The 16,642-nt window shown below is 71.4% G+C and carries 11 protein-coding genes; 9 read left to right on the forward strand and 2 right to left on the reverse strand.

All coding sequences use genetic code 11. The features are described from left to right. Positions 1 to 27 precede the first annotated feature (27 nt). Together CKO33_RS07070 and CKO33_RS07075 are read left to right on the forward strand one after the other, a co-directional pair. Complete coding sequence (locus CKO33_RS07070; protein WP_200180823.1) at positions 28 to 1,539, forward strand: DUF2868 domain-containing protein; 1,512 nt, start codon at positions 28 to 30, stop codon at positions 1,537 to 1,539. Then, on the forward strand, positions 1,536 to 2,939 hold the full coding sequence (locus CKO33_RS07075; protein WP_200180824.1) for a GTPase/DUF3482 domain-containing protein: 1,404 nt from the start codon (positions 1,536 to 1,538) through the stop codon (positions 2,937 to 2,939). The genes CKO33_RS07070 and CKO33_RS07075 overlap by 4 nt, the downstream gene beginning before the upstream one ends. Here CKO33_RS07075 and CKO33_RS07080 read toward each other — a convergent pair. Together CKO33_RS07080 and pabB are read right to left on the reverse strand one after the other, a co-directional pair. Continuing rightward, the gene (locus CKO33_RS07080; RefSeq protein ID WP_200180826.1) at positions 2,927 to 4,582 is read right to left on the reverse strand and encodes a methyl-accepting chemotaxis protein; all 1,656 of its coding nucleotides are present in this window, start codon (positions 4,580 to 4,582) and stop codon (positions 2,927 to 2,929) included. The two genes, CKO33_RS07075 and CKO33_RS07080, sit on opposite strands and share 13 nt — an antisense overlap. Positions 4,583 to 4,693: 111 nt before the next feature. Further along, positions 4,694 to 6,085: an aminodeoxychorismate synthase component I gene (pabB, locus tag CKO33_RS07085; RefSeq protein ID WP_200180828.1), complete on the reverse strand. Its 1,392-nt coding sequence runs from the start codon at positions 6,083 to 6,085 to the stop codon at positions 4,694 to 4,696. A 150-nt stretch (positions 6,086 to 6,235) separates the two neighbouring features. On the opposite strand from pabB, the gene nhaC reads away from it, so the two are divergent. The 7 genes from nhaC to moaA all read left to right on the forward strand — a co-directional run bounded on the left by nhaC (position 6,236) and on the right by moaA (position 16,627). Further along, a complete protein-coding gene (nhaC, locus tag CKO33_RS07090) occupies positions 6,236 to 7,765 on the forward strand; it encodes a Na+/H+ antiporter NhaC (RefSeq protein WP_200180830.1) in 1,530 nt (509 codons plus the stop codon). Between the two features lie 222 nt (positions 7,766 to 7,987). Beyond that, on the forward strand, positions 7,988 to 9,175 hold the full coding sequence (locus tag CKO33_RS07095) for an efflux RND transporter periplasmic adaptor subunit (protein WP_200180832.1): 1,188 nt from the start codon (positions 7,988 to 7,990) through the stop codon (positions 9,173 to 9,175). Next, positions 9,175 to 12,270, forward strand: a complete 3,096-nt coding sequence (locus CKO33_RS07100; RefSeq protein WP_200180834.1) for an efflux RND transporter permease subunit — start codon at positions 9,175 to 9,177, stop codon at positions 12,268 to 12,270. Before CKO33_RS07095 ends, CKO33_RS07100 begins: the two co-directional genes overlap by 1 nt. Continuing rightward, complete coding sequence (locus CKO33_RS07105; protein ID WP_200180836.1) at positions 12,267 to 13,937, forward strand: TolC family protein; 1,671 nt, start codon at positions 12,267 to 12,269, stop codon at positions 13,935 to 13,937. Before CKO33_RS07100 ends, CKO33_RS07105 begins: the two co-directional genes overlap by 4 nt. Further along, positions 13,934 to 14,827, forward strand: a complete 894-nt coding sequence (locus CKO33_RS07110) for an AEC family transporter (RefSeq protein ID WP_200180838.1) — start codon at positions 13,934 to 13,936, stop codon at positions 14,825 to 14,827. The genes CKO33_RS07105 and CKO33_RS07110 overlap by 4 nt, the downstream gene beginning before the upstream one ends. A gap of 112 nt (positions 14,828 to 14,939) precedes the next feature. Further along, positions 14,940 to 15,647, forward strand: coding sequence for a molybdenum cofactor guanylyltransferase MobA (mobA, locus tag CKO33_RS07115; protein ID WP_200180840.1), 708 nt, complete (start codon positions 14,940 to 14,942; stop codon positions 15,645 to 15,647). After that, entirely contained in the window at positions 15,644 to 16,627 is a 984-nt protein-coding gene (gene moaA, locus CKO33_RS07120) for a GTP 3',8-cyclase MoaA (protein ID WP_200180842.1), read from the forward strand. The genes mobA and moaA overlap by 4 nt, the downstream gene beginning before the upstream one ends. The last annotated feature ends 15 nt before the right edge of the window (positions 16,628 to 16,642 follow it).

Below are 16,642 nucleotides of genomic sequence, written 5' to 3' on the forward strand. Positions count from 1 at the left end.
CGGGGGGCGCCGTATAGTGACGCCGCCATGAACCGGACCATCCCCCGACCCGCCCTGCCCCGCCCGGCCTTCGCCGACCGCCTGACGGCGGAGGCGGTGCGCATCCACGAGGACCAGACCGGCCGCGTCCTGGACGAGGATGCGGCCTGGGATGCCGGCCGCCGCAGCGGCGGGGACCTGGAACGGCACATCATCGCCCGGGCCACGGCCACCCGCCTCGGCGCGGAGATCCGGCAGGCGGCGGACGGCATCCTCGCCGGCGCACGCTGGATGCTGGTGGCGGCCCTGGTGGTCGCCCTGCTGCTGGGCATCGGGGCCGCCGGGGCCGCCCTGGGTGCCCCCCTGCCGGACCGGGGCGGACAGGTGAACATCGCCTGGGCCCTGGGCGGGCTCCTGGGGGTGCAGACCCTGATGCTGTTGGCCTGGGCCGGGACGTTCCTGCTGCCCGCCGGGGGCGGCGGACTCCTGGGACGGGCCGCCCTTCACGCCGCCGGCACCCTGGGACGGCGTCTGCTGCGCCGTCCGGCCCATATCCTCGCCCTGCGGGCCCTGCTGCGCCTCCTCGGCCGCAGGCGCCTGGGTCTGTACACGGCGGGGGCCCTCACCCACGCCCTCTGGACCGCCTTCGGTATCGGGGCCCTGCTGGCCTGCCTGTGGAGCCTGAGTGTGCGCCAGTACGACTTCCTCTGGGGCACCACCCTCCTGTCCGAGGCCGATTTTGTCTCCCTGGTCACCGCCCTGGGCGGCCTGCCCGCCGCACTCGGCATCCCGGTACCCGACGAGGCCCTCATCCGGGCCAGCCGTCTGGGGGCACCCCTGGCGGCAGGGGGCCGCATCCAGTGGTCCGGCTTCCTGCTGGGCTGCCTGCTGGTCTATGGCGTGATCCCGCGCCTGCTCCTGGCCCTGCTCTGCACCGGGATGGCCCGCCGACTGGCGGCGCGCCTGTCCCTGGATATCACCGCCCCGGGCTACGCCCGCCTGGCCCCGAGACTGCAGGAGGACCACCAGCGCATCGGCATCATCGACCCGCGGCCCGTGGAACCCCCCGTGCCACGGCAAAGACGCCGCTCCCGCCCGGCCCCGGCGCAGGGCGCCCCGCTGGCCCTGGTGGGTTACGAACTGGAACATGCCCCGGATCACTGGCTGCAGCGGGTCGACGATGGCCGCCACCTGTCCCTGGGACAGGTGGACGACCGGGCCAGCCGGCGGGACGTGCTGGCGGCCCTGGACGCCCTGGACCCGGCCCCCGCGGCCGTGGTGGCGGTCTGCTCCCTGGCCCGCACCCCCGACCGCGGCGCCGAAACCTTCCTGTCCACCCTGAAGGCCCGGGCCGGGGTGCCCCTCTGGGTGCTGCTGGATCAGGCGGGCACGGCCCGTGAGCGCGGCATCGACCCGCGGGCACGCCACGCCGCCTGGCGGGACCTGGCCCTGCGGGCCGGGGCCGAGCGCTGCCTCCCGGAGCGGGCTGCCGAGACGGACCTGAGAGGCGCCGGCGCCCTGCCCGGGGCACTGGACTCGCCGGAGGAACCCCAGCCATGAACGAAGACCTGCTTCAGGTGGCCGTGGTGGGCCACACCAATACCGGCAAGACCTCCCTGCTGCGCACCCTCTCCCGGGACACGGACTTCGGAGAGGTGTGCGATGCACCGGCCACCACCCGGCATGTGGAAGGCACCCGCATCCTGGTGGACGGCGAAGCGGTGATGGCCCTCTACGACACCCCCGGGCTGGAGGATGCCCCCGGGATCCTGGACTGGATGGAGGCCCGGCGCGGCCCCCGGGCCCCGGGGGCCGAGACGCTGGAGGCCTTCCTGGAATCCGGTGAGGCGGCCCGGCGCTTCGAACAGGAGGGCAAGGTGCTGCGCCAGTTGCGCGCCAGCCACGTGGGCCTCTACGTCATCGATGCCCGCGAACCGGTGCTGGGCAAGTACCGGGATGAGCTGAGCGTACTCGGGCTGTGCGCCCGACCCCTGGTACCGGTGCTCAACTTCGTGGCCGGCCCGGGCACCCGCGAGAGCGAATGGCGGGAGGCCCTGGCGCGCCTGGGACTGCACGCCGTGATCGGCTTCGACTCGGTGGTCTACGACCTGCAGGAGGAGCTGCGCCTGTACGAGAAGCTGCGCAGCCTGCTGGACCGCTTCCGGGAACCCCTCACCCGGCTCATGGAGGCCCGCGCCCGGGAGGCCCGGTGGCTGGAGCAAGCGGCGGCGGAACTGGTGGCCGACCTGCTCATCGATGCCGCCGCCTGTACCCTGGCGGTCCCACTGCAGGCGGTGCAGGACGGCAGCGCCCTGACCGACCTGCAGGCCCGCATCCGCCAGCGGGAACAGGACTGCGCCAAGGCCCTGCTGGCCCTGTACCGATTCCGGGCCGGCGATTACGCGGCGCGGCAGCTCCCCCTGGAGGACGGACGCTGGGGTCTGGACCTGTTCACCCCCGAGGCCCTGGGCCATTACGGCCTGCGCACCGGCGAGGGTGCGGCCGTGGGGGCCGCCGTGGGGCTGGCGGTGGACGTCCTGGCCCTGGGCACGACCCTGGGCGCGGGCACCGCCGCCGGGGCCACCGCCGGCGCCCTGGCGGGGCACACCCCGGGACTCGGCCGCCGCCTGGCCCAGCGCCTGCGGGGTCGCCGGGAACTGCGTCCCGGCGACGCCACCCTGCGCCTGTTGGCCCTGCGCGGCCGCCAGCTGGCCCGGGCCCTGTCCCGCCGCGGCCACGGCACGGAAAAGGCACTGGAACTGGACACCCCCACCGACGATGCCTGGCGCCGTGGCCGGCTCCCGCCCCCCCTGCGCCGCGCCCGGCTGCACCCGGACTGGTCCCGCCTGACCCCCGGGGCCGGCGGGCTGGAATCCCGCGCCCGGGCCCAGGCCCTGGCGGAACTGACCGCCACGCTCATGGACGCGGCGGATACCCCGCAGTCCCCTCAGACCCGATAGCCGGACACCCGGCCCTGCAGCTCCGTGGCCAGGCGCGCCAGTTCCTCGCTGGCGGAACTGATCTCGTTGGCGCTGCCTGAGGTCTGCTCCGTGGCCTGACTGATGCTGGTGATGTTGCGGTTGATCTCCTCGGCCACGGCAGACTGCTCCTCGGCGGCACTGGCGATCTGGGCGTTCATGTCGTTGATGTTGTGGATGGCCTGCTCGATGGTCTGCAGTGAACTCCCCGCCTTGCCGGCCTGATCCACACTCTCCCGGGCCTTGTTGCGCCCCTGCTCCATCACCTGCACGGCGCCGCTGGCACCGCTTTGCAGACGCTCGATCATCTCCTGGATCTCCGTGGTGGAGTCCTGGGTGCGGCTGGCCAGGGTGCGCACCTCGTCCGCCACCACGGCAAAGCCACGCCCCTGCTCCCCGGCCCGGGCCGCCTCGATGGCGGCGTTCAGGGCCAGCAGGTTGGTCTGCTCGGCGATGCCCCGGATCACGTCCAGCACCTTGCCGATCTCCTCGCTGTCGGCGGAGAGGCGGTGGATCACCTCGGCGGCGTTCTCCACCTCCTTGGCCAGGTTCTCGATGGAGTGCACCGTCTTGTCCACCACCTGACGCCCCGCCTGGGTCTCCTGCTGCGTCTCCTGGGCGGACTGGGCCGCCTGGGAGGCGTTGCGCGCCACCTCCTGCACGGTGGTGGTCATCTCGTTCATGGCCGTGGCCACCTGATCCGTCTCCGAGTGCTGGCGCTGCACCTGTTCCCGGGTCTGCCCCGAGGTGGCGGAGAGCTGTTCCGCGGCGCTGGAGAGCTGGGCGGTGGCGCCGGCCACCTGCTTCACCAGTTCATGCACCCGCTCGGCGAAGGCATTGAAGCCCCGGGCCAGATCCGACAGTTCGTCGTTGCCCTGGACCTGGAGGCGCTGGGTCAGATCGCCGCTGCCGGTGGCCATGCCATGCAGGGTCCGGGACAGTTTGCGGATGGGGTTCACCAGGCTGCGGGCGAAGAGGAAGGCCCCGAAACCACCCAGGGCCAGCACCAGGATCAGCACCCCCAGCATGCGCAGCAGCATGCTGTCCAGGCCGTTGTTGACGATGGCCTCGGCCTCCGTGGTGGGGATGCCCAGACCCATGATGCCGATGACGCGGTTGCGGGCGTCGAACAGGGGTTCGTAGGCGGTGAGATGGGGTTCGCCGCGGACACTGGAATGCCCCACGAAACGTTCGCCATCGATCACGGCCTGATAGGCCCGGGTGTCCCGGTCCAGGACCGTGCCCACGGCCCGGCGGCCGTTGTCACCGACGACACTGGTGACCACGCGGCGGAAATCCTGTCCATCCCGGGTGAACAGGGTGAAGACCAGACCCAGGTCGCTGCTGAAGGCATCGGCCATCTCGTGGCGACCGTCCAGGGGGCGGCCTTCCGCATCCACCAACGCCCCCCCGGAGACCCCGACCCCGCCGTAGTACCTTTCCAGGTAGACCCGCGCCGCCCGCAGATCCCCGTCCGCCTTCTTCAGCAGGGTATGGTTCACCAGGGTGCGGGCGGTATCAGCGCCGGAGAGATAGGACACCACGGTGAGACCGCCCCCCACCAGGATCAGGCCCAGCAGGGCGAACAGGATCAGCCGGCTCTGTATCTTCAGGTTCTGCAGCATGGTCTCGATTCTCTTCGTGAAAACGGCGTCAGGGCGCGGGGCGCACCCCGTTTTCCGTGTTATCGGCCGCAAACGGGGCATCCTTGAACCCCGCATCCGGGCAGTGTGTGATCAGCCGGGGCGCAGCAGCGCCTGCAGGGCCGCCGCCTTGTCCACCGTCTCCCGGTATTCCGCCTCCTGCTCGGAGCCATGGGTGAGCCCCCCGCCGGCCCAGAAGCGGATCCGGCCCCGGGTATGCACCAGGGTGCGGATGGCGATGTTGGTGTCCATGGCCCCGTCGAACCCGATGTAGCCGATGGCACCGCAGTACACATCCCGCCGATGGGGTTCCAGTTGGGCGATGATCTCCATGGCGCGGCGCTTGGGGGCGCCGGTGATGGAACCGCCGGGAAAACCGCCCCGTAGCAGGTCCAGGGCATCCCGCCCCGGGGCCAGGCAGCCGGTGACCGTGCTTACCAGGTGATGCACCCGGGCGTAGCTCTCCACCTGGAACAGGGAGGGCACCGCCACACTGCCGGTGGCGCAGTTGCGTCCCAGGTCGTTGCGCAGCAGGTCCACGATCATGACGTTTTCCGCCCGGTCCTTGGGGCTTTCCCACAGCGCCCGGCGCAGATCGGCGTCCTCGGCGGCGGTCCCCCCACGGGGCCGGGTGCCCTTGATGGGACAGGTCTCCACCGCCCCGTGGCGCAGGTGCAGGAAGCGCTCCGGGGAATTGCACAGGATCTGCCCCCAGGGCAGGTTGAGATAGGCCCCGAAGGGGGCCGGGCTCTGCCGCCGCAGGGCCAGGTACCCCCTCCAGGGGTCCCCGTCCGTGGCCCCTTCCAGGCGTCGCGCCAGATTCACCTGGTAGCAGTCCCCGTCGCGGATGTAACGCTGCACCTGCGCGAACCGGGTCGCGTAGTCCTGCGGCTCCAGGTCAGTGATCAGGGGAGCGCGGGCCCGCAGGGGCGCGCTCTCCCGGGGCACTGCGGGCCGGGAGAAACGCTCCACCAGGTCCGGCCAGACCCGCGCCGTGGCCGGGTCCCGCCCCCGCGTGGCCAGATAGGCCCGGGTCTCCCGGTGGTCCACCACCACGCACCAGTCATGGATCCCCAGGGCCATCTCCGGCAGAGTCCCGGGCTCGACCGGCGCAAGGGGCAACCCCTCCAGGCGGTATCCCAGCTCATAGCCGAGATAGCCCACGGCGCCGCCGGCAAAGGGCAGCCCCTCCAGCGGGGCCAGGGGCTCCCCCAGGACACGGCGCAGCACCTGCAGGGGGTCATCCCGGCTCTCCCATGCCGATCCGTCCCGGCGGCGCACCCGGGTCACCCCGCCGCGGCTCACCACCGTCATGAAGGGATCGCCGCAGAGGAGATCGTAGCGTCCCCGGGGAAACCCCGCACCCGCGCCGCCGCTGTCCAGCAGCACGGACCAGGGGCGATGAGCGATGGCCTCCAGCAACCGGGCACCGTCCCCCGGATAGGGGAGGCGCCGAATGCGTGGCAGGGACGGATGAAACGGCATGGGACGGCTCTCGGGATCGGCAGGGCATTGTACCGGCCGGACCGGGTGGGGGGCACCTTCCGGCCGGTTTTTATGCCTTTTGGTTGTCAAATTTTCATAATTTCGAGCATTCGGGCATAATAACCGAATCATTGGCCATATGGAGTCCACATGACCTGCCCATCCCAAGACACTGAACTGCCTCGCATCCCCCTCCCGAATCTCACCATCGCCCTGCTCCCCATCGTCTTCACGATGACCCTCATGCTGCTGCAGATCGTCGCCTTCGACGATTTCGTGCCCCATGTCCCCCTGACCCTGGGCATCGCCTTCACCGGACTGCTGGGCTGGGCCCGCGGCATCCGCTGGTGGCGTATGGAAAACGGCCTCTACCATGTGGTGCACATCGGCCTGCAGTCGGTGGCCATCCTGGTCACCGTGGGCATGATCATCGGCACCTGGGTGCTCTCCGGCACGGTGCCGCTGCTGATCTATTACGGCCTGCAGCTGATCACCCCCGAACTGTTTCTGCTCACCGCCATGCTGCTCACCGCCGTCATCTCCATCGCCCTGGGCACCTCCTGGGGCACCGTGGGCACCGTGGGCCTGGCCCTGGTGGGCATCGGCGAGGGCCTGGGCATCCCCATGGCCCTCACCGGCGGCGCCATCGTCTCCGGCGCCTTCTTCGGCGACAAGATGTCGCCGCTGTCGGACACCACCAACCTGGCCCCCGCGGTCACCTCCACCGATCTGTTCAGCCACATCCGCAACATGATGGCCACCTCCCTGCCCGCCCTGCTCATCGGCGGTGTCCTCTATGGGGTCATCGGTACCGGCTTCAGTGGCAGCGACCTGGACCCCACCCGCATCAATGCCATCCTCACGGGGCTGGAGAACCAGTTCGTACTGCATCCGGTCCTGCTGCTGCCGCCGGTGCTGGTGCTGGCCCTGGCGGTGACCCGCTTCCCGGTGCTGCCCACCCTCTTTCTGGGGGCCGTCACCGGGGCCCTCATGGCCATGCTGGTGCAGGGCGTCGGGCCTGTGGAGGCGGTGATGGCCATGCAGGACGGCTTCGTCAGCCAGACCGGCGTGGACTCGGTGGACAACCTGCTCACCACCGGCGGCATCCAGTCCATGATGTGGACCATCTCCCTGGTGCTCATCGCCCTGGCCTTCGGCGGCATCCTGGAGCAGACCCGCAGCGTCGAGGCCATCCTCAAGGCCATCATCGGGGCCGTGCGCGGCCGCTTCTCCCTGGTGTTGGCCAGCACCGGCGCCGCCGCCGGCACCAACGTCATCTCCGGCGACCCCTATCTCTCCATCGCCCTGCCGGGGCGCATGTTCGCGCCGGTCTACCGGGGCCAGGGGCTGTCCACCCTGAATCTGTCCCGCTCCGTGGAGGAAGGCGGTACCCTCATCAACCCGCTGATCCCCTGGGGGGCCGGTGCCGCCTTCACCGCCGGGGCCCTGGGCATCCCCACCCTGGTCTATGCCCCCTTCGCCTTCATCTGCTGGATCTCGCCGCTCATCGGCCTGCTGTTCGCCGCCACCGGCTGGTTCATGCCCCGGGCCACCGAGGCGGAGGTGCGCCAATGGCAGCAGGAGGAAGAGGCCATCCTCACCCAGGACGGCATGGCCAACTGCGCCGATCTGGACCCCGAGGAGATCGAACGGGCCTTCGACTGCTACCGCCGGCGCTGATCCCGCCCGTCGCGGCGGCCGGGCCCCTTGGCCCGGGCCCGGTCGCCGCCCTATACTTTCGATCCGTTCCAGATGGACGGCATCCCGCCGCGGATCCCGGGTCAACCGGGCCCGCCCTCGTGCGTTCATCTCTCCCATGCATCGGTCCCCTCCCGGCCGGACCCCGTTTCCTCGACGGACGTCCCCCGGGGTCCATTCCCTTCAACGGACGTGAACCCGCCCATGCGACGCGCACTCCTCGTCATCCCCACTGCCCTGGCGATCCTGGCCCTGTTCCTGTGGTGGATGGGGCGTCCGGACCCGGACACGGGGGCCGGCACCGGAGGCGGCAGCCAGACGGTCACCGTGGCCGCCGCAACGGTGCAGCAGACGGACATCACGGAGCGATTGCATTTCACCGGCACCTTGCGGGCCGCCCATCGCGTGGAGATCGCCACCCGGGTCACCGGGGAACTGGAACGCCTGCATGGGGACATCGGCGATGTGATCACCCCGGGGATGTTGCTGGCGGAGCTGGACGACGACGAGTTCCAGCAGGAACTGGAACAGGCCCAGGCGGAGCTGGCCGTGTCCCGGGCCACCCTGCAGGAGAGCGAGGCGGCCCTGGCCCTGGCGCGCAAGGAACTGGCCCGCACCCGGGAGCTGCGGGCGCAGCGCATCGCCTCGGAGGCGGAACTGGAGACAGCCGCCACCGAGGTGGAGGCCAAGGAGGCCCAGGTGATGCTGGCCCGGGCCCAGGTGCAGCAGCGCCAGGCGGCCCTGCGTAACGCCCGCATCCGCCTGGGCTACACCCGCATCCACGCCGACGTGGAGGCGGGGGCCGGCCCGTGGCGCGTGGGGGAACGCCTGGTGGACCCGGGCAGCCTGTTGCAGGCCAATACCCCCATCCTCACCCTGGTGAACCTGCAGTCCCTGATTGCGCGGATCCACGTCACCGAACGGGACTACGCCCGGCTGGCGGTGGGCCAGCCGGCAGAGATCACCGTGGCCGCCCACCCCGGGATGGGCGTTGCCGGGGAGGTGGCCCGTATCGCCCCCGAGTTCAGCGAGACCTCGCGCCAGGCCCTGGTGGAGATCCACGTGCCCAATGACGACGAGCGCCTGCGCCCCGGGATGTTCGCCGAGGTGCAGGTGCGCACGCGCACGGTGGAGCGGGCCACGGTGGTGCCGGTGGAGGCCCTGGTGGAACGGGACGGGCGCCGCGGGGTGTTCCGGGTGGAGGAGATGGATGCGGGACCGGTGGCCCGCTTCGTCCCCGTGGAGACGGGCATCGAGACGCAGGGTCGCGTGCAGATCCGCTCCCCCGGACTGGAAGGCCGGGTGGTGACCCTGGGACGGCATCTGCTCACCGATGGCACCCGCCTGCGCCTGGGGGAACTGGATGAGGTGCTCATCGAGGGCGTGCGCTGATGAATCCCGCCCGCTTCACCGTCCCCCGCCCCGTCTTCACCTCCATGGTGACCGCCATCGTGGTCACCCTGGGGCTCATGTCCCTGCTGCGTCTGCCCATCGATCTGCTGCCGGATCTCAGCTTCCCCACCCTGTCGGTGGTCACCAGCTACGAGAACGCCGGGCCCGAGGAGATGGAAGAGCTCATCACCCGCCCGGTGGAGGAGGCGGTCTCCGCCGTCCCCGGGGTGGAGGAGGTCACCTCCACCTCGTCGGAGGGCAGCAGCAGCGTACGGGTCTCCTTTGGCTGGGGCACGGACCTGGATACCGCCGCCAACGACGTGCGCGACCGCCTGGAGCGCATCCTGGACAATCTGCCCGAGGACGCCCAGCGGCCGCAGATCCGCCGCTTCGACAGCTCCGATATCCCGGTGATGCTGGTGGGGGTGGCGGCGGACCTGGACCCCATCGAACTGCGCCAGATCATCGACGATCTCATCCGTCCCCGCATGGAGCGGGTACCCGGTGTGGCTGCCGTGGACGTCTGGGGGGGACTGGAACGGGAGATCCGTGTGGAGGTGGACCCGCAACGGCTGCGGGCCCTGGAACTGGGCCTGGAGACCCTCCGCCAGGCCCTGCGGGACGCCAACGTCACCGTCCCGGCGGGGCAGATCAGCCGCGGGGACATGGACCTGAGGCTGCAGACCCCGGGGGAGTTCGAAAACCTGGAGCAGATCCGCGACCTGGTGATCCAGTACCGGGACGGGGCCCCGGTGCGCCTGCGCCAGGTGGCCCAGGTGCACGACACCCACCAGCGCATCACCCGCCTGATCCGCATCAACGGCACCCCCGGGGTGCGCCTGGCGGTGCGCAAGCAGTCCGACGCCAACACCGTGGAGGTGGCCCGGGCCATGCGCGCGGCGGTGGAGCGCCTGAACCGGGACTTTCCCCAGCTGGCCATCGACGTGGCCATCGACAGCTCGCGTTTCATCGAACGCTCCATCGCCAACGTCAGCCGCTCCATCCTCTACGGCGGCAGCCTGGCGGTGCTGGTGCTGCTCTTCTTCCTGCGCCACCTGCGCTACACCCTGGTGGCCGCCACCGCCATCCCCGTGTCGGTGATCGCCACCTTCGGCCTGATCCACTTCGGCGGCTTCACCCTCAACCTCATGACCCTGGGGGGGCTGGCCCTGGGGGTGGGTCTGATGGTGGACAACGCCATCGTGGTCATCGAGAACATCGCCCGGCGCCGCGCCGAGGAGGACCTGGCCCCGGACCGGGCGGCCACCGCCGGCACCGGCGACGTGGCCGCCGCCGTCACCGCCAGCACCCTCACCACCCTGGCCATCTTCACCCCCATGTTCTTCGCCCAGGAACTGGCCGGGGTGCTGTTCAAGCAGCTGGCCTTCGTGGTGGCCTTCGCCCTGTTCTGCTCCCTGCTGGTGGCCCTCACCCTGGTGCCCATGCTCATGGGGCGCCGGGCCACGGTGCGTCCGCGCCCCCTCTCCGGCACCGCCCGGCGCCTGAGCGATCGGGCGGGGAGGATCCTCTCTGCCCTGGAACGGGGCTATCTGCGCGCCCTGGACCGGGTGCTGGCCCGGCGCTGGTCCATCATCGTCGCCAGCGCCGGGCTCTTTCTGGGCTCCCTGGCCCTGATCCCCACCCTGGGTACGGAATTCATGCCCCCTTCGGACGAGGGGGAACTGCGCATCAGCGTGGAGATGGAGCCCGGCACGCGCCTGGAGATCCTGGACGCCGCCGTGCGGCGCATGGAGGCGATCGTGGAACGCAACGTCCCCGAGGTGGAGAACCTGGTCACCAGCGTCGGCGCCTCCAGCTACCGCTCCACCTCCCCCTCCACCGCGCAACTGCGCATCTCCCTGGTGTCCGAGGCACAGCGATCCCGGTCCACCGGCCAGATCGCCGCCCTGCTGCGCCGGGAGTTGGCGGGCATCCCCGGCGCCGTGGTGCGGGTGCGGGCCAGCCAGGGGATGATGCTGCGCATGGGCGGGGGCGGCGATGACGAACGCCTGAGCCTGGAGGTGCGCGGACTGGACCTGGAGGCCATCGACCGGGTGGCGGAGGAGATCCGCACCCGCATCCGGCCCATCGACGGCATCACCGATGTGCGCCTGAGCCGGGATGAGACCCGGGAGCAGCGCCTGGTGCGCATCGACCGGCAGCGGGCGGCGGACCTGGGGGTGAGCGTCTCCCAGGTGGCCCGCACCCTGGAGACCGCCCTCAGCGGCAGCAGCGCCGGACAGTACCGGGACCGGGGCACGGAGACCCGCATCTGGGTGCAACTGGAGGACGCCGAGGCCATGGACCTGGAGGAGGTGCTGGACATCACCCTGCCCGGACCCGACGGCGACCCCGTGGCCCTGCGCGCCCTGGTGCATCTGGAACCGGACCGGGCGCCGCTGGAGATCGAGCGCAAGGAACAGCAGCGCACCAACACCGTCTACGCCAACATCGCCGGCCGCGACCTGGGCTCCATCGTCGCGGACGTGCGCACGGCCGTGGACGGCATCCCCCTGCCGCGCAACGTGGAGATCACCTTCGCCGGGGACTTCGAGGAGCAGCAAAAGGCCTTCCGGGAACTGGGGCTGGCCCTGGTGGTGGCCATCGCCCTGGTGTACATGGTCATGGCCAGCCTCTACGAGTCCCTGCGGGATCCCTTCATCGTCATGTTCTCCGTGCCCCTGAGCCTCATCGGCGTGGTGGCCCTGTTGCTGCTCACCGGCACCACCCTGAACGTGCAGTCCCTCATCGGCATCATCATGCTGGCGGGGATCTCGGTGAACAACGCCATCCTGCTGGTGGACCAGAGCGCCCGCCTGCACCGGGTGGAGGGGCTGCGATCCATGGACGCGGTGCGGGAGGCCGGACGGCGGCGCCTGCGCCCCATCCTCATGACCGCCCTCACCACCATCCTCGCCCTCATCCCCCTGGCCATCGGTGCCGGCGAGGGGGGCGAGACCCAGGCCCCCATGGCGCGGGCCGTCATCGGCGGGCTGATCAGTTCCACCGCCATCACCCTGCTGCTGATGCCGGTGCTCTACACCCTGTTCCATCCCGATCCTGGCCCTCCCCGGCCCGACGGCGAACGCCCATGACCCGTACCCGCATCCCCGCAAGACCTCGCAGGACCCCGTCCGGTGGCCCCACGGCCCTTGGGCTCGGCCTGCTCCTGCTGATCCCCGTGACGGCCCCGGCAGAACAGGACACGGTCCCGGCGCCACCCTCCCTGGACGCCCCACTGGAACCGGAGGGACAGGCGCCCCGCCCGGCCGGGGAGGCGGTGGAGCTGGGCCTGCCGGACGGGGACCCCCCGTCCGCCGCATCCGGTGAGGGGCTGACCCTGTCCGTGGAAGACGCCGTGCTCCTGGCCCTGCGGCACAACCGCTCCCTGGCCGCGGAACAGCTCCAGCCCGCCATCACCGGCACCTTCGAGGCGGTGGAGCGGGCCGTCTTCGATGCGGAACTCTTCGCCGAGATGAGTGCCTCCCGGGAGGAATCGGTACGCCAGTTCAGCGAGGTGAACCGGCCGCCGGCGGTGAGCCTCTCGCAGCGGGAACAGGCCGAGGCGGGTCTGCGCCAGACCCTGCCCACGGGCACCGACATCGAACTGACCCTGAGCGCCAGCCGCAGCGAGCGCCGGGACCAGATCAGCACCACCGAGCAGTTCACCTCCCGCGCCGGACTCACCCTCACCCAGGCCCTGCTGCAAGGGGCGCGCATCGAGTCCAACCTGGCCAGCCTGCGCCAGGCCCGGGTGGACACCGCCATCTCCCGCTATGCCTTCCGGGGCTTCGCCGAATCCCTGGTGGCGGACGTGGAGCAGGCCTACTGGGACTACGTCCTGGCCAGCCGCAACACCGCCATCTTCGAGGAATCCCTGGAGGTGGCCCGCCGGCAACTGGAGGAGACCCGCCAGCGCATCCGCGTGGGCGACCGCCCCGAGACCGAGGAGACCTCGGCCCTGGCGGAGGTGGCCCTGCGCCGCCAGGGGCTCATCGATGCCCGTTCCCAGCGGGCCCGGGCCCGCATCCGTCTGCTGCAGCTCATCAACCCGCCGGCGGCCCGCTGGGACAGCCGCATCCAGGCCGAGGACACCCCGACCCCCGACGTCCCCCCCCTGGAACCCATGGCGGCCCATCTCCAGCTGGCCATGGACCTGCGTCCGGACCTGAACGAGGCCCGGCTGCAGCTGCAGCGGGGGGAGCTGGAGGTGGTGCGCACCCGCCAGGGGCTCCTGCCCCGGCTGGACCTGTTCATCACCCTGGGCCAGAGCGGCTACGCCGACAGCTTCGGCTCCGCCTGGCGCGCCGTGGACGACGAGGGCTACGACTACAGCCTGGGCCTGCAGTTCTCCCACCCCCTGGGCAATCGCGCCGGGGAGGCCGACGCCCGCCGCGCCCGGCTGTCCCGGGAGCAGGCCCGGGAATCCCTGTACCACATGGAGCAGCTGACGGCCCTGGACGTGCAGAACGCCTGGTACGAGGCCAACCGCACCCGGGAGCAGATCGCCGCCACCCGCCAGACCCGCATCCTGCAGGAGCAGGTGCTGGAGACGGAACAGACCCGCTTTCGCGTGGGCAGCGGCACCGCCCTGGCCGTGGCCCAGGCCCAGCGGGACCTGCTGGAGAGCCGCCTGGACGAGATGGAGGCCATCATCCGCCACCGCCAGGCCCTCACCGACCTGTACCGGCAGAGCGGCACCCTGCTGCTGCGCCGGGGCATCGAGGCCCCCGGGGACACCCGCGCGGAGACGGCCTATTGACCGCCCTCGCCCTGCTTGTCCCCACCTTCCTGCTCCTGGCCGCCGGGGCCGTCCTGCGGCGCTGGGCGGGGCTGGGGCAGGGCTTCTGGTCGGACCTGGAATGGCTCATCTACCATATCCTCTTCCCGGCCCTGCTGTTCGGCTCCCTGGCGGGTCGCCCCCTGGAACTGGGCAACGCCGCAGGCATGATCCAGACCGGGGCCCTGTCCCTGGCGGCGGGGATGCTGCTGGCCTGGCTGGGCAGGGGCTGGACGGGGCTCTCGCGGCAGGACTTCGCCTCCGCCTTCCAGTGTGCCTTCCGCTTCAACTCCTACATCGGCTTCGCCATCCTCGGCGGGCTGTACGGCGACCGGGGTGTGGCTGCCTTCGCCATCCTGGCGGGGTTCATGGTCCCCCTGGCCAACCTGGGGGCCGTATGGGCCCTGGCCCGCCACGGGCAGCAGGGGCTGCTGCGGGAACTGGCGCGTAACCCCCTGGTGCTCTCCACCTTCGCCGGTCTGGCCTGGTCCCTGGCGGGCTGGCCCCTGCCGCAGATGGCCGCCACCACCCTGGACTTCCTCGGCCAGGCCGCCCTGCCCATGGGGCTCATCGCCGCCGGCGCCGGGCTGCATCTGTCCGGCCTCGGGGGGCACGTGCCCGCCGTGCTCTACCTGGGCCTGGTGAAGTTGATGGCCGTTCCCGCCGTGGCCTTTGCCAGCGCCACCTGGACCGGGCTCCAGGGGCCCTATTTCGCCGCCGCCCTGGTGCTGGCGGCCCTGCCCACCGCCTCCTCGGCCTACATCCTGGCGGTACGCATGGGCGGGGACGGCCGCATCGTCGCCGCCCTTATCGCCGCCACCACCCTGGGGGCCACCCTCACCCTGCCCCTCTGGCTCACCCTCCTGCCCTGAATCCCCGGGCCCGGGCTGCGTCCCGTCCACACCGCCCGGCCTCTTGCGATTCCGCAAGGACACAAAACAGGTTACAATCCGGCATAACCTTATTCCGGATATCGAAACCCCAATGCCTCTCCCCCCTCACGCCCTCACCGGCATCCTCCTGGCCGGCGGTCGGGGCCTGCGCATGGACGGTCGCGACAAGGGACTGGTGTCCGTGGCGGGCCGGCCCATGGCCGCCTGGGCCCTGGACCGCCTCACCCCCCAGGTGGACCGGGTGCTCATCAGCGCCAACCGCCACGGACCGGCCTATGCGGCCTTCGGCCACCCGGTGGTGGGGGATGCCGTCACCGGCCACGCCGGCCCCCTGGCCGGGTTGAGTGCCGCCCTGGCCCTTGCGGACACCCCCTGGGTGATCACCTGCCCCTGCGACTGCCCGCGCCCCCCCCGGGACCTGGTGGCCCGGCTGGAGGCCGCCCGGCGCCGAACCGGGGCGCCGGCGGCGGTGGCCCACGACGGCACGCGCCTGCAACCCCTGTTCGCCCTGCTGGCCTCGGCCCTGCACCCCGACCTGCAGGAACACCTGCACCGGGGCGGGCGCCGGGCCGGGGAGTGGCTCCTGGCCCAGGGGGCCGTGATGGCGGATTTCTCGCACCATCCCCGGGCCTTTGACAACATCAACACCGAGGCGGACCGCCGGCATCTGGAGGCGGTGCTGCGGGATCCCCCCGCCTCAGCAGCACATCATTCGCAGATGCCGCGGGTGAATCCCCCCCCATCCGCCGGGGACCGCCCCCAGCCAACCCCGGAGCCTGAAGCGAGTCCGCCCCCATGACCGCATCGCTGCAGGACCCCTTCGGCCGTCGCATCCGCTATCTGCGCCTGTCCATCACCGACCGCTGCGACCTGCGTTGCGGCTACTGCATGGACGAGGGCACCCGTTTTCTGCGCCGCCAGGAGATCCTCACCCTGGAGGAGATCCACACCGTGGCGGCGGCCTTCGCCGACCTGGGAGTGGACAAGATCCGCGTCACCGGCGGTGAGCCCCTGGTGCGCCGCGGGGCCCTGGGGCTTTTGGGGGACCTGGCCCTGCTGCCGGGACTGCGGGAACTGGTACTCACCACCAACGGGACGCAGCTGGTGCACCAGGCCCTGCCCCTGCGGGTGGCCGGGGTGCGGCGGCTCAACATCAGCCTGGACACCCTGCGCCCGGATCGCTTCCGGGAGATCACCCGCGGCGGCTGCCTGGAGCGGGTACTGGCCGGCATCGAGGCCGCCCGGGGGGTGGGCTTTAAGGGCCTGCGGCTCAACTGCGTCATCCAGCACGGGGTCAACGCGGACGAGATCCCGGAGCTGGTGGCCTTTGCCCGGGACCGGACCATGGACATCGCCTTTATCGAGCGCATGCCCCTGGGGGGCGGTGCCGGCGGCGGCGATGCGCTGACGGCGGACGCGGTGCGCGCCCGGGTGGAGGCGCACTTCCCGCTGCTGCCCACCCTGGAGGACACGGGCGGGCCTGCGCGCTACTTCCGCCTGGGGGGGCATCCCACCCGGGTGGGATTCATCGCCCCCATGAGCCACGACTTCTGTGCCGGCTGCAACCGCGTGCGTCTCACGGCGGACGGCCGGCTGCTGCCCTGCCTGGGCCATTCCGGGGCCGTGGACCTGAAACGGGTCCTGCGCAACCGCCCCGGGGATCGGCAGGCCCTGGAGAAGGCCATCCTGGGAGCGCTGCGCCACAAGCCCCGGGACCATGGGTTCCACGCCCCGGGGGAGACCCGCATCCTGCATCGCATGAACCGCACGGGGGGATGATTTCCACTCCGCTTA

The sequence above is a fragment of the Ectothiorhodospira mobilis genome, from assembly GCF_016584115.1.
Classification (GTDB): Bacteria; Pseudomonadota; Gammaproteobacteria; order Ectothiorhodospirales; family Ectothiorhodospiraceae; genus Ectothiorhodospira; species Ectothiorhodospira mobilis.

What these genes read in the sequence shown, in the direction of transcription:
- CKO33_RS07105 (WP_200180836.1), top strand. Translation starts at nt 12,267, where the DNA reads ATGACCCGTACCCGCATCCCCGCAAGACCTCGCAGGACCCCGTCCGGT.
- CKO33_RS07100 (WP_200180834.1), top strand. Translation starts at nt 9,175, where the DNA reads ATGAATCCCGCCCGCTTCACCGTCCCCCGCCCCGTCTTCACCTCCATG.
- mobA (WP_200180840.1), top strand. Translation starts at nt 14,940, where the DNA reads ATGCCTCTCCCCCCTCACGCCCTCACCGGCATCCTCCTGGCCGGCGGT.
- CKO33_RS07075 (WP_200180824.1), top strand. Translation starts at nt 1,536, where the DNA reads ATGAACGAAGACCTGCTTCAGGTGGCCGTGGTGGGCCACACCAATACC.
- CKO33_RS07080 (WP_200180826.1), bottom strand. Translation starts at nt 4,582, where the DNA reads ATGCTGCAGAACCTGAAGATACAGAGCCGGCTGATCCTGTTCGCCCTG.
- pabB (WP_200180828.1), bottom strand. Translation starts at nt 6,085, where the DNA reads ATGCCGTTTCATCCGTCCCTGCCACGCATTCGGCGCCTCCCCTATCCG.
- CKO33_RS07070 (WP_200180823.1), top strand. Translation starts at nt 28, where the DNA reads ATGAACCGGACCATCCCCCGACCCGCCCTGCCCCGCCCGGCCTTCGCC.
- nhaC (WP_200180830.1), top strand. Translation starts at nt 6,236, where the DNA reads ATGACCTGCCCATCCCAAGACACTGAACTGCCTCGCATCCCCCTCCCG.
- CKO33_RS07095 (WP_200180832.1), top strand. Translation starts at nt 7,988, where the DNA reads ATGCGACGCGCACTCCTCGTCATCCCCACTGCCCTGGCGATCCTGGCC.
- moaA (WP_200180842.1), top strand. Translation starts at nt 15,644, where the DNA reads ATGACCGCATCGCTGCAGGACCCCTTCGGCCGTCGCATCCGCTATCTG.